Origin of the sequence: Aurantimonas litoralis, assembly GCF_026153195.1 — a bacterium.
In the GTDB taxonomy this organism is placed as follows: Bacteria; Pseudomonadota; Alphaproteobacteria; order Rhizobiales; family Rhizobiaceae; genus Aurantimonas; species Aurantimonas coralicida.
Genome location: NZ_JAPFBM010000007.1, coordinates 98,141 through 110,919 on the forward strand (window position 1 = coordinate 98,141; position 12,779 = coordinate 110,919).

Genomic DNA, 12,779 nt, shown 5'->3' on the forward strand with positions numbered 1-12,779 from the left:
GCTGCTGGATCAGATCGCGTCGGTGCCGGCTTCGCCGGTCCGGATGCGGATCGCTTCCTCGATGTTGGAGACGAAGATCTTGCCATCGCCGATGCGGCCGGTCTGGGCCGCCTTGCGGATGGCTTCCACGGCGGCAGCGACGGTCTCGTCCGCGAGGACGATCTCGACCTTCACCTTGGGGAGAAAATCGACGACGTATTCGGCCCCGCGGTAGAGTTCCGTATGACCCTTCTGCCGCCCGAATCCCTTGGCCTCTGTGACGGTGATGCCCTGAAGCCCCACTTCCTGCAGGGCCTCCTTCACCTCATCCAGCTTGAAGGGCTTGATGATGGCCTCAACCTTCTTCATCGACATTCCTTCTCGACGTTGTCCCCGTCACGGGCCGCCGGCCCGTCGAACCCGCTGTAGCAGGTCGCGTGCCAAAAACGACCTCCTACGGTGAACGCTTCGAAATAGTCCACCGGAACGATCGGGAAAGCGGAAATTTCGGTTACCGGCGCCTTCCTGTCCTATGATCCACGGCAGATGGCCCGAGGAGCGCCGATTGCTCTGTGCTCGAAATGGCTACACGAGGGCACCTGCCATGTCACCCAGACTGCACATCCCGTGATCAGAATGTCCATTTATTAGGCACACTCCATGACGAAATTTGCTGCACATGATCTGGCGCTGCTCGACCCGGTGCAGATGGCCGAAGCCGACCGGCTGACGATTGCCGGGGGCATGGCCGGCATCGCATTGATGGAGCGGGCGGCGGCCGCGGTGGCGGCGACCATCCGCCGGTCGTTCCCGAACGCACGGCGCGTCGCGCTTCTGGCCGGTCCCGGCAACAATGGCGGCGATGCCTGGGCCGCCGCGCGGCTCTTGAGCGAGGCCGGCTGCGAACCGACGGTCTACAGCCACGTCGCGCCGGATGCGCTCAACGGCGATGCGGCCCTGGCGGCTGCCGGTTATGGCGGCCCGTGGCAGCCGCTCAAGGCATTCGTGCCGGATGCTGGTTTCGACCTCGTCGTCGATGGTCTGTTCGGCGCCGGGCTGGCGCGGCCCGTGGAGGGGGAAGCGGCGCGGGCGATCGCGGCAGTGAACACCGCGCGCGTACCTGTCGTCGCCATCGATCTGCCGTCGGGAATTTCCGGTGCAGGCGGCGAGCCGCTAGGCGTGGCGATCGAGGCGGATCTCACGGTGACGTTCTTCCGGCGGAAGCCGGGCCATCTGCTGGAGCCAGGGCGAAGCGCGTGCGGCCGTCTGGTCGTTGCCGACATCGGCATCTCCGACACTGTCCTCGAGGCGATCGCTCCGCAGGTCTTCGCCAACGCGCCGAGCCTGTTTCGCAACCCGGTGACATCGCCGCGCGATGCCGGCCATAAATACGATCGCGGCCATGCCGTGGTGTTTTCCGGAGGGATGTCCCGGACCGGGGCGGCCCGGCTGGCCGCCATGGCGGCGTTGCGCGGTGGGGCAGGGCTCGTCACCGTCTATGCGCCGGGCTCGGCGCTGATGGCCCATGCGGCGCATCTGACCGCAATCATGCTGGAACGCTGCAACGACGCGGCGGATCTCGACGCACTCTTAAGCGATGCGCGCACCAACGCCTTCGTGCTCGGACCCGGCTTCGGGATCGGCGAGGATGCGCGCCATTACGCCAATGCGGTTCTCGCAGCAGGGCGGCGGCTGGTGCTCGATGCCGACGGAATCACGTCGTTCCAGGACGAACCGGAAACACTGTTCGCCGCGACCAAGACGGCGACGCGCGACGACGGGACGCCACTCGTGCTGACGCCCCATGCCGGCGAGTTCAAGCGGCTGTTTCCCGACCTTGCGGGCGACAAGACTCTGTCGAAGCTGGAGCGGACGCGAAGCGCGGCCCGGCGCGCCGGCGCCGTCATCATCCTGAAGGGGCGTGATACGGTCATCGCCGCACCGGACGGGCGCGCCGCGATAAATGCCAACGGCACACCGTGGCTGGCGACCGCCGGCAGCGGCGACGTTCTGTCCGGAATCGTCGCCGCGCAGCTGGCGCAGCGCGTGCCGAGCTTCGAGGCCGCCTGCGCCGGAGTCTGGATGCATGGCCGCGCCGCCGAACATTTCGGTCCCGGGCTGATCGCCGAGGATCTGGCGCCGATGCTGCCGCGGGTCCATGCCGAACTGGCGGCGGAACCGTCAGCCTGACGGACCGGAGCGCGCGGCGCTCATGTCAACGAGAGTGGCGCAGGCCGTCATGGCTCAGTCGTTCAGGCGCTCCTGCAACGCCATCGCGGCCTGCGGTGCGCGGACTTTTCCCTCGCGGATGAAATAGACGAAGACGTCGCGCGGCGTCTCCGCCGCGACCGTCTCCGGATCGTGCCGCGGCAGGTCGGCGGGCTGGCCGCCAGATGCCCATTGCCTGGCGCGCTCCGCCCAGGCATCGAGCGCGTCGGCCGGATAGCCGGTCGCGATCCCGGCGTCGCCCTTCTGCAGCCGGGCATAGACGAAGTCGGCGGTGACGTCGGCGATCTCGGGGTAGTCGGCGCTCTCGGCGTAGACGATGGCAACGCCGGCCTCGCGACACATCTGCACTGCTTGCGGGCAGGCGAAGCTCTCGTGACGCAGTTCCACGACATTGCGCAGGGCGATGCCGCCGGCCTTGGCCGGCAGCAGTTTCAGGAAAGCGCCGAAATCGTCCGGGTCGAACTGCTTGGTGGCCGCCAGCTGCCAGAGCAGCGGCCCCAGCTTGTCGCCGAGTTCGGCAATGCCGGACTCCACGAAGCGCTGGATGGATTCGCCGCCCTCGGCCAGGACCTTGCGGTTCACCGCATAGCGCGGCGCCTTCAGTGAGAAGACGAAGCCCTCGGGCGCCTCGCTCGCCCATTTGGCGAAGGTCTCCGGCTTCTGGCTGCGGTAGAAGGTGCCATTGACCTCGATCGTCCGCAGCTTCGACGCGGCATATTCGAGCTGCCGCTTCTTCGGCAGGTCGCCCGGATAGAAGCTTCTTTCCCAGGGCTCGAAGGTCCAACCGCCGATGCCCGTGCGGATCGTGCCGCGTCCTGCCATGTCGGTCCCCTCCGCCGCGGTCGCTACTCGGCCGCCTCGCGCTTGATGCCCGGCCGCCGCTCCAGCAGCTCGCGCAGGAAATGGCCGGTATAGGAGCGCTCGACCTTGACCACGTACTCGGGCGTACCGGTGGCGACGATCTCGCCGCCGCCATCGCCGCCTTCGGGACCGATGTCGACGACCCAGTCGGCGGTCTTGATGACCTCGAGATTGTGCTCGATGACGACGATTGTGTTGCCGCGATCGACGAGGTCGTGCAGCACTTCCAGAAGCTTGGCGACATCGTGGAAATGCAGGCCGGTGGTCGGCTCGTCGAGGATATAGAGCGTGCGGCCGGTCGCCTTGCGCGACAACTCCTTGGCCAGCTTGACGCGCTGCGCCTCGCCGCCCGACAGGGTGGTCGCCTGCTGGCCGACCTTGATGTAGCCGAGCCCGACCTCCTTCAGTGTCGCCAGCTTGTCGCGCACGACCGGGACGGCCGCGAAGAAGTCGACGCCTTCCTCGACCGTCATGTCGAGAACGTCGGCGATCGACTTCTCCTTGAAGGTGACCTCCAGCGTCTCGCGATTGTAGCGCTTGCCGTGGCAGACGTCGCAGGTGACGTAGACGTCGGGCAGGAAGTGCATCTCGATCTTGATGACACCGTCGCCCTGGCACGCCTCGCAGCGGCCGCCCTTGACGTTGAAGGAGAACCGGCCGGGCTGGTAGCCGCGGGCCTTGGCCTCGGGGAGGCCGGCGAACCAGTCGCGGATCGGCGTGAAGGCACCGGTATAGGTCGCAGGGTTCGAGCGCGGCGTGCGGCCGATGGGCGACTGGTCGATGTCGATGACCTTGTCGAGATGCTCCAGCCCCTCGACCCGGTCGTGTTCGGCGGGAATATCGCGGCCGTTGGAGATGCGCCGCGAGGCCGCCTTGTAGAGCGTCTCGATCAGGAAGGTGGACTTGCCGCCGCCCGACACGCCGGTGACGCAGTTGAACAGGCCCAGCGGGATCTCGGCCGAGACGTTCTTGAGATTGTTGCCGCGCGCGCCGACGACCTTGAGCTGCTTGCCCTTCTGCGGCTTGCGGCGCTTCTCCGGCACCGGCACGCCGAGGTCGCCCGACAGATAGCGACCGGTCAGCGAGCGCGGATTGGCCATGACCTCGCCGGGCGTGCCGGCGGCGATGATCTCGCCGCCATGGACGCCGGCAGCCGGGCCGATATCGACGACATGGTCGGCGGTGAGGATCGCGTCCTCGTCATGCTCGACGACGATCACGGTATTGCCGATGTCGCGCAGATGCTTGAGCGTTTCCAGAAGCCGCGCATTGTCGCGCTGGTGCAGTCCGATCGAGGGCTCGTCCAGGACATAGAGAACGCCGGTCAGTCCCGAGCCGATCTGCGAAGCGAGCCGGATGCGCTGGCTCTCGCCGCCCGACAGCGTGCCCGACGCCCGCGACAGGGTCAGATAGTCGAGGCCGACATCGTTGAGGAAGCGCAGCCGTTCGCGGATCTCCTTGAGGATGCGGACGGCGATCTCGTTCTGCTTGTCGGTGAGCTTTGACGGCAGTTCCTCGAACCAGCCGGCGGCCGCGCGGATCGACTGCTCGGTAATCTCGCCGACATGACAGCCGGCGATCTTCACCGCCAGCGCCTCGGGCTTCAGCCGGTAGCCGTTGCAGGCCGGACAGGGGGTCGCCGACATGAAGCGCTCGATCTCCTCGCGCATCCATGCCGATTCCGTCTCTTTCCAGCGACGCGCCAGATTGGTGACGACGCCCTCGAAGACCTTGGTGGTCTTGTAGGAGCGCAGACCGTCATTGTAGCGGAACTCGATCTTCTGCTTGCCGGTGCCGTGGAGGATGGCGTTGCGGGCCTCCTCCGACAGGTCGGTCCAGCGATCGGTCTGCTTGAAGCCGTATTGCCGACCGAGCGCATCGAGGGTCTGGCCGTAATAGGGCGAGGAGGATTTCGCCCAGGGCGCGATGGCGCCGCCCTTCAGGGTCAGGGCGTCATTGGGCACGACCAGCTTGGGGTCGACGGCCTGCTGCGAGCCGATGCCGTCGCAGCGCGGGCAGGCGCCGAAGGGATTGTTGAAGGAGAACAGCCGCGGCTCGATCTCGGGGATGGTGAAGCCGGAGACCGGGCAGGCGAATTTTTCCGAGAAGACGAGCTGTTTGGCATGGCCATTCTCGTCGACGCCGTCGGCGAATTCGGCGATCGCCAGACCGTCCGCCAGGCCCAGCGCGGTTTCGATGGAATCGGCCAGCCGCGCCGACAGGTCGTCACGCACGACGATGCGGTCGACGACCACGTCGATGTCGTGCTTGTACTTCTTGTCCAGCGCCGGGGCGTCGGCGATGTCGTGGAACTCGCCGTCGATGCGGACGCGCTGGAAACCCTTCTTCTGCAGCTCGGCCAGTTCCTTGCGGTACTCACCCTTGCGGCCGCGCACGATCGGCGCCAGCAGATAGAGCCGCGTGCCTTCCTCCAGCGCCATGACCCGGTCGACCATCTGGCTAACGGTCTGGCTCTCGATCGGCAGGCCGGTGGCCGGCGAATAGGGCACGCCGACACGGGCGAAGAGCAGGCGCAGGTAATCGTAGATCTCGGTGACCGTGCCGACGGTCGAGCGCGGGTTCTTCGAGGTCGTCTTCTGCTCGATGGAGATGGCCGGCGACAGGCCCTCGATCTGGTCGACATCGGGCTTCTGCATCATCTCGAGGAACTGCCGCGCATAGGCGGACAGGCTCTCGACATAGCGGCGCTGGCCTTCGGCATAGATGGTGTCGAAAGCGAGCGACGACTTTCCCGAACCCGACAGGCCGGTCATCACGATCAGCTTGTCGCGCGGAATCTCCAGGTCGACATTCTTGAGATTGTGTTCGCGCGCGCCGCGAATGGAGATCGTCTTGAGTTCGGCCATGACGCGAAATGCAGTCCTTGCGGGTGGGAAACGGACCCTACTTAGGTGCGGGACCGGACTCTTCCAAGGCGGGGTCCGAACCGTTCTGCTTGACTCCGGTCAGATGATGTTCTTTTTTTGTTCCAGTCAAGGCCGAGCCGGCGCAATGGCGCCACCCGAAGATCGCGGTTCAGCGGCGGCGGACAAGGCGGTGGACGACGGGGCCGGGCTGCTTTCGTCCGGCGGCGCGGTCGGATAGGGTCGCGCCGATTTTCAGATTTGGAGTTTCGTCATGGCAGGCAGTGTCAACAAGGTCATTCTGGTGGGCAATCTCGGGGCCGATCCCGAGATCCGCCGCCTGAATTCCGGCGACGCCGTCGTCAATCTGCGGATCGCGACCTCGGAATCCTGGCGCGACCGCCAGTCGGGCGAGCGTCGCGAACGCACCGAATGGCACAACGTCGTGATCTTCAACGAGAACCTGGTGAAGGTCGCCGAGCAGTTCCTGAAGAAGGGCTCGAAGATCTATATCGAGGGTGCGCTGCAGACCCGCAGCTGGGAAGACCAGTCGGGCCAGAAGCGCTACACCACCGAGGTCGTGCTGCAGAAGTTCCGCGGCGAGCTGCAGATGCTCGATGGCCGCAACGAAGGCGGCGGTGGCGGTGCTGGCGGTGGCGGCGGTTATGACCGCGGCGGCGGCGGCGGCGGCGGTGGCCGTATCGAGCAGGGCGGCGGTGGCGGCGGCGACCGGGGCTATGGCGGCGGCGGCGGTGGCGGCTCGTCCCGTGACCTCGACGACGAAATCCCGTTCTGATCGCCAAACCGATCGCAGAATGAGAGGGCATCCGGCGAAAGCCGGGTGCCCTTTTTCGTTGTGAGGATGGGGCGAACGGGACGTGGCGACGGACTGCGGAGCGCTCCGCCCGACGTGACGCGCCGAGGCCCATGGTGCCCTGCCGGCGTCGCGTCGCGATCAGCTCAGGGCCGTCGCGCCTTGCTGGCTGGTGCGGATGAGCTCCGCGGCGCCGTCGGCGACGAACTGCACCGCGAGGGCGGCCAGGAGAACGCCGAGCAGCCGTGAGATCACCGCGCGCCCGGTAACGCCGAGGAACCGGTCGACCCGGTGGGCGAGGGCAAGGAAGGCGAAGCTGACGGTGAGCGCCGTGAAGATCACCCCGACCAGCGCCGCCTGACCACCGAGGCTGGGCAGCGAGCCCGACAGCAGGATCACCGCCGAGATGGCGCCCGGACCGGCAATCAGCGGGATCGCCATCGGGAAGGCGGCGACGTCGGCGGCGTCGGGATCGTCCACGGCCTTGTTGGCGCTGCGTTGCTTGCGCTCATTGCGCTTCTCGAACACCAGCTCGAAGGCGATCCAGAACAGGAACAGGCCACCGGCGACCCGGAAGGCGCCGAGGGTGATGCCGAGCGTGCGCAGGATGCCGAGGCCGAAGAGGGCGAAGACCGTCAGGATCGCGAAGGCGATCAGGCAGGCGCGCAGCGCGGTCCGCTGGCGCTCCTTCTCGTTCATCTCCGGCGTCAGGGCGAGGAACAGCGGCACCAACCCGAGCGGGTCGATGATGACGAAGAGGGTGACGAACCCCGACAGGAGAAGATCGAACATGGGTTCCGCGATCCCGTGAAGCCTTGGCCATCGGTAACAGGTGGCGCCAGCCGGTCAAAGGCCGTCGGCCGCAAAACCACCGAATCGGCTGATTCCCGCCGCGCAGCCGGGTTTTCGGCACCTGGCCGCCGGGCGCCTGTCGCGGTTTCTTTTGGATAGCGCGTAAGCGGCTGGCAACATTGGCCTTTCGAGGCCGCGCAAATGGGCGCTGCAATTGCTCCGGCGGGCTGTTCGGGCTATAGGCAGAACACGAATTTTGAGTCAATCGGGACACAGTCTTGGCCGAAGACGACATCACGACGCCGCCGGAGCGACCCACCGGTATCGATTCCATCTCGATCATCGAGGAAATGCAGCGCAGCTATCTCGATTACGCCATGAGCGTGATCGTCAGCCGTGCGCTTCCCGATGTGCGCGACGGACTGAAGCCGGTGCATCGGCGCATCCTCTACGCGATGCACGGCATGGGCCTGACCTTCAACCGACCGTACCGCAAGTCTGCCGGTGTCGTCGGTGAGGTGATGGGTAAGTACCATCCGCACGGCGATTCCTCGATCTACGACGCCTTGGTCCGCATGGCGCAGGACTGGTCGCTGCGCGCGCCGCTCATCGAGGGGCAGGGCAATTTCGGCTCGATCGACGGCGATCCGCCGGCCGCCATGCGCTACACCGAGACGCGTCTCTACAAGGTGTCGGAGGCGCTGCTCGCCGACATCGACAAGGAAACCGTCAACTTCCAGGACAATTACGACGGTCGCGAGCAGGAGCCGGTGGTCCTGCCGGCGCGGTTCCCGAACCTCCTGGTGAACGGCTCCGGCGGCATCGCCGTCGGCATGGCGACGAACATCCCGCCGCACAATCTCGGCGAGATCGTCGATGGCTGCGTGGCGATGATCGACAATCCGGCGATCACGCTGGAAGAGCTGATGGGCTTCATTCCGGGGCCTGACTTCCCGACCGGGGCCATCGTCCTGGGCCGTGCGGGCATCCTGTCGGCCTATTCGACCGGCCGCGGCTCGATCCTGATGCGCGGCAAGGCGCATGTCGAACCGATGCGCAACGATCGCGAGGCGATCGTCATCACCGAGGTGCCGTTCCAGGTCAACAAGTCGACGATGATCGAGAAGATGGCCGATCTGGTCCGCGAGAAGCGGATCGAGGGCATCTCCGACATTCGCGACGAGAGTGACCGCGACGGCTACCGCGTCGTTGTCGAGTTGAAGCGCGATGCGTCGTCCGACGTCATCCTCAACCAGCTCTACCGCTTCACGCCGTTGCAGACGACCTTCGGCGCCAACATGGTCGCACTGAATGGCGGCCGGCCCGAGCAGATGACGCTGCCCGACATGCTGTCGGCCTTCATCTCGTTCCGCGAGGAAGTGGTCAACCGGCGCACCAAGTACCTGCTGCGCAAGGCGCGCGAGCGCGCCCATGTCCTCGTTGGCCTGGCCATCGCCGTCGCCAATATCGACGAGGTGATCAAGCTGATCCGGGCTGCGCCCGATCCGGCGACCGCCCGCGAGCAGTTGATGACCCGCGCCTGGGAAGCCAAGGACGTGGCGCCGCTGATCCGGCTGATCGACGATCCGCGCCACCGCATCACCGAAGAGGGCACCTATCGTCTGTCCGAGGCACAGGCGCGCGCCATTCTCGACCTGCGCTTGCAGCGCCTGACGGCGCTTGGCCGCGACGAGATCGGCGACGAGCTGAACAAGATCGGCGAGGAGATCCGGGAATATCTGGAGATCCTGTCGTCGCGCGTCCGCGTGCGCGAGATCATCAAGGAAGAGCTGATCGCGGTCCGCGACGAATTCGCGACGCCGCGCCGTACCGAGCTCTCCGAGGGCGCGGCGGACATGGACGACGAGGACCTGATCCCGCGCGAGGATATGGTCGTCACCGTGAGCCATGGCGGCTACATCAAGCGCGTACCGCTGGCGACCTACCGGTCGCAACGTCGCGGCGGCAAGGGCCGCGCCGGCATGTCGCTGAAGAACGACGAGGATTCGGTCACCCGGCTGTTCGTCGCCAACACCCATACGCCGGTGCTGTTCTTCTCGTCGCGCGGCATCGTCTACAAGGAGAAGGTCTGGCGGCTGCCGCTGGCCTCGCCGCAGTCGCGCGGCAAGGCGCTGATCAACATGCTGCCGCTGGAAAAGGGCGAGCGGATCACCTCGATCCTGCCGCTGCCGAGCGATCCGGACGCGGCCGCCGAGCTGAACGTCATGTTCGCCACGACCCGCGGCACGGTGCGCCGGAACAAGCTGTCCGACTTCACCCAGGTCAACCGCAACGGCAAGATCGCCATGAAGCTCGACGAGGACGGCGACGAGATCCTCGCCGTCGCGACGTGCTCGGAGGACGACGACGTTCTTCTGACCGCGGCGTCGGGCCAGTGCATCCGCTTCCAGGCGACAGACGTGCGCGTCTTCGCCGGCCGTAACTCGGTCGGCGTGCGCGGCATCTCGCTGGGCGAGGGCGACCGGGTCATCTCCATGGCGATCCTGCGCCATGTCGATGCGACCCCGGCCGAACGCGCCTCGTATCTGAAGATGCGCCGTGCCGTCGAAGGCGCGTCCGACGCCGATCTCACCGCCGAGCCGACGGTCGAGGAAGAGGGCGCCGGCGACGTCGCCATCGATCAGGAGCGCTACGCCTATCTGAGCGCCGCCGAGGAGATGATCCTCACGGTCAGCGAGTTCGGCTACGGCAAGCGGTCGTCGTCCTACGAGTTCCGGGTGATCGGCCGTGGCGGCAAGGGCATCCGTGCCACCGACACGAGCCGGGCCTCCGAGATCGGCCAGCTCATGGCCGGCTTCCCGGTGGAAAGCGGCGACCAGATCCTGCTGGTCACCGATCGCGGCCAACTCATCCGCGTACCGGTCGAGGGCATTCGTACCGCCGGCCGCGCCACCCGCGGCGTCACCATCTTCAAGACAGCCGATGGCGAACGCGTCGTTTCGGTCGAGCGCATACCCGATCAGGGTGCCGACGAGGCGGGCGAAGCCGAGGCGGACACGATCGATGGGGACATCGAAGACGGTGGCGTAGACGGTTCGACGCCGGACGGGGCAGGGCCGGACGACGCCGCTCCCGACGGTGATGTTCCGCCGCAGGAATAGCGCCGCCACCCACGCAACGAAAAAAGGACTGCCGCGATCGTGTCGCGGCAGTCCTTTTCGCATCAGGGCTCGGCTGCAGGCCGGCCCGTTCGTCGCCTATTCCGGAACCGGTGCTTCGAGACGCGGCTCCGTCAACGGCCGAACCGGCTCAGCGCATGGTGCGGGTGCGATTGGCGGTCACGCGGAGGCGCTGCGCCTGGGATTCATTGTGCAGGGTGATCGCGGTCGCCGTTGCGAGGGTGACGACCATGGCGATGGACAGGGCGAAGACCAGCATCGTGTTTCTCCATTATTCGACTTGACAACGGACCGCGTTGCAATTCGTTCCAGATAGCAGCGTTTCGCTGAACGATGCCGGAAGCTGCGGTTCATCATCCGTTCATCGGCGGGCGGTCCGCGGCGTCTCACCGATGCCGCATGCGAGGGGACAGGACGACATGACACGCGCCTTCTATCCGGGGTCGTTCGACCCGATGACCAACGGCCATCTCGACATTCTCCGCCAGGCGCTGGCGGTCTTCGACACGGTCGTCGTCGGCATCGGGGTGCATCCGGGCAAGACGCCGATGTTCAGCTTCGACGAGCGGGCCCGGCTGATTGCCGATTGCGTTGGCGGCAAGTCGAAGGCCGAGCTGCGCGTCGTCGCGTTCGACAACCTGGCCGTCGATGCGGCGGTCGATGCCGGCGCGACGGCGATCGTGCGCGGCCTGCGTGACGGCACCGACCTGAATTACGAGATGCAGATGTCGGGCATGAACGGCGTCATGCGACCGGAGGTGACGACGGTGTTCTTTCCCGCGTCGCCTGCGACGAGGCCCATAACCGCCACATTGGTTCGGCAGATCGCCCGCATGGGAGGGGACGTGACTGCGTTCGTTCCTGCCAATGTCGCCGAGGCGATACGAGGAAAGACCGCCTGACGCCGAGCGCAGGCGCGAGAGCTGGAGTAAGTCCGACATGAAGATTTTCGCATCGCTGGGACTGGCCGTTTCCCTGGCCGCCACCGCCTTTGCCATGCCTGCCACCGCCCAGTCGTCCGATCCGGACAACATGCTGGTGATCACCACCAAGAATGGCGACATCGACATCCAGCTGCGGCCCGACCTCGCCCCCAGCCATGTCGAGCGGATCAAGGAACTCGCCAAGGAAGGCTTCTATGACGGCGTCGTCTTCCACCGCGTCATCGAGGGCTTCATGGCCCAGACCGGCGACCCGACGGGCACCGGCATGGGCGGTTCCGACAAGCCGGACCTGAAGGCGGAGTTCTCGGACGAGACCTTCGACCGCGGCACCGTCGGCATGGCGCGCTCGCAGGACCCGAACTCGGCCAATTCGCAGTTCTTCATCATGCTCGCCGACGGCGACTTCCTCGATGGCCAGTACACCGTGGTCGGCGACGTCGTCTCGGGCATGGAGACCGTCGACGCGATCAAGAAGGGCGATCCGGCCCAGAACGGCTCGGTCGACGAGCCTGATGCGATGGTCAAGGTCACCGTCGGCGGCGACGCCGGCTGAGGTTGACGCTCCCGCGGTTCGCCCGAGGCTTGTGCCCACAGGCGAATCCGCCCAAGTAAGGGCATGAATGGCGGTTCCGGTGATCGGAGCCGCCTGTTTTGCATGTTTGAATCGAAGGAGAACGAGATGGCCTACGACAATCCGGAAGATACGCTGGTCCTCGAGACGACCAAGGGCCAGGTGGTCATCAAGCTGCGGCCCGATCTGGCTCCGAACCATGTCGCCCGCGTCAAGGAACTGGCCCGCGAGGGCTTCTACGACGGCGTCGTCTTCCACCGCGTCATTGACGGCTTCATGGCCCAGACCGGCGACCCGACGGGCACCGGTGCCGGCGGCTCCGACAAGCCGGACCTGCGCGCCGAGTTCTCCGCCGAGCCGCACAAGCGTGGAACGGTGTCCGCCGCCCGCACCGCGAACCCGAACTCCGCCAACTCGCAGTTCTACATCTGCTTCGACCGCGCACCGTGGCTCGACCGCCAGTACAGTGTCTGGGGCGAGGTCATCGAGGGCATGGACAACGTCGACAAGATCAAGAAGGGCGAGCCGGTCCAGGATCCGGACTCCATCACCACCATGCGCGTCGCGGCCGACCTCTAGGCCCGG

General features: G+C 66.3%; 11 protein-coding genes. 6 read left to right on the top strand and 5 right to left on the bottom strand.

Annotation, left to right across the window (positions count from 1 at the left end; genetic code table 11):
* Positions 1 to 9 precede the first annotated feature (9 nt).
* Positions 10 to 348: a P-II family nitrogen regulator gene (locus N7I30_RS15030; RefSeq protein WP_024350649.1), complete on the bottom strand. Its 339-nt coding sequence runs from the start codon at positions 346 to 348 to the stop codon at positions 10 to 12.
* A gap of 291 nt (positions 349 to 639) precedes the next feature.
* On the opposite strand from N7I30_RS15030, the gene N7I30_RS15035 reads away from it, so the two are divergent.
* The gene (locus tag N7I30_RS15035) at positions 640 to 2,169 is read left to right on the top strand and encodes an NAD(P)H-hydrate dehydratase (RefSeq protein ID WP_498639924.1); all 1,530 of its coding nucleotides are present in this window, start codon (positions 640 to 642) and stop codon (positions 2,167 to 2,169) included.
* A 54-nt stretch (positions 2,170 to 2,223) separates the two neighbouring features.
* On the opposite strand, the gene N7I30_RS15040 is transcribed toward N7I30_RS15035, so the two are convergent.
* Both N7I30_RS15040 and uvrA read right to left on the bottom strand, forming a co-directional pair.
* Positions 2,224 to 3,030, bottom strand: a complete 807-nt coding sequence (locus tag N7I30_RS15040; RefSeq protein WP_498639926.1) for a DUF72 domain-containing protein — start codon at positions 3,028 to 3,030, stop codon at positions 2,224 to 2,226.
* Between the two features lie 23 nt (positions 3,031 to 3,053).
* Positions 3,054 to 5,936 (bottom strand): excinuclease ABC subunit UvrA, encoded by a 2,883-nt coding sequence (gene uvrA, locus N7I30_RS15045; protein WP_498639928.1) that lies wholly within the window; start codon positions 5,934 to 5,936, stop codon positions 3,054 to 3,056.
* 271 nt (positions 5,937 to 6,207) lie between these two features.
* Here uvrA and ssb point away from each other — a divergent pair, with 271 nt between their 5' ends.
* Positions 6,208 to 6,729 (top strand): single-stranded DNA-binding protein, encoded by a 522-nt coding sequence (gene ssb, locus N7I30_RS15050; protein WP_498639930.1) that lies wholly within the window; start codon positions 6,208 to 6,210, stop codon positions 6,727 to 6,729.
* A gap of 159 nt (positions 6,730 to 6,888) precedes the next feature.
* Here ssb and N7I30_RS15055 read toward each other — a convergent pair whose 3' ends face one another.
* A complete protein-coding gene (locus N7I30_RS15055; protein ID WP_370194878.1) occupies positions 6,889 to 7,539 on the bottom strand; it encodes a MarC family protein in 651 nt (216 codons plus the stop codon).
* A gap of 350 nt (positions 7,540 to 7,889) precedes the next feature.
* On the opposite strand from N7I30_RS15055, the gene gyrA reads away from it, so the two are divergent.
* Complete coding sequence (gene gyrA, locus N7I30_RS15060; protein WP_498639984.1) at positions 7,890 to 10,661, top strand: DNA gyrase subunit A; 2,772 nt, start codon at positions 7,890 to 7,892, stop codon at positions 10,659 to 10,661.
* 148 nt (positions 10,662 to 10,809) lie between these two features.
* Here gyrA and N7I30_RS15065 read toward each other — a convergent pair whose 3' ends face one another.
* Complete coding sequence (locus tag N7I30_RS15065; protein ID WP_266102134.1) at positions 10,810 to 10,938, bottom strand: hypothetical protein; 129 nt, start codon at positions 10,936 to 10,938, stop codon at positions 10,810 to 10,812.
* 160 nt (positions 10,939 to 11,098) lie between these two features.
* Between N7I30_RS15065 and coaD the strand changes: the two genes are divergently transcribed.
* From coaD to N7I30_RS15080, 3 genes are all read left to right on the top strand, one after another.
* Positions 11,099 to 11,581 (top strand): pantetheine-phosphate adenylyltransferase, encoded by a 483-nt coding sequence (gene coaD, locus N7I30_RS15070; protein WP_498639934.1) that lies wholly within the window; start codon positions 11,099 to 11,101, stop codon positions 11,579 to 11,581.
* A gap of 37 nt (positions 11,582 to 11,618) precedes the next feature.
* Positions 11,619 to 12,176: a peptidylprolyl isomerase gene (locus N7I30_RS15075; RefSeq protein WP_413773327.1), complete on the top strand. Its 558-nt coding sequence runs from the start codon at positions 11,619 to 11,621 to the stop codon at positions 12,174 to 12,176.
* A gap of 126 nt (positions 12,177 to 12,302) precedes the next feature.
* Complete coding sequence (locus tag N7I30_RS15080; protein WP_024350658.1) at positions 12,303 to 12,773, top strand: peptidylprolyl isomerase; 471 nt, start codon at positions 12,303 to 12,305, stop codon at positions 12,771 to 12,773.
* The last annotated feature ends 6 nt before the right edge of the window (positions 12,774 to 12,779 follow it).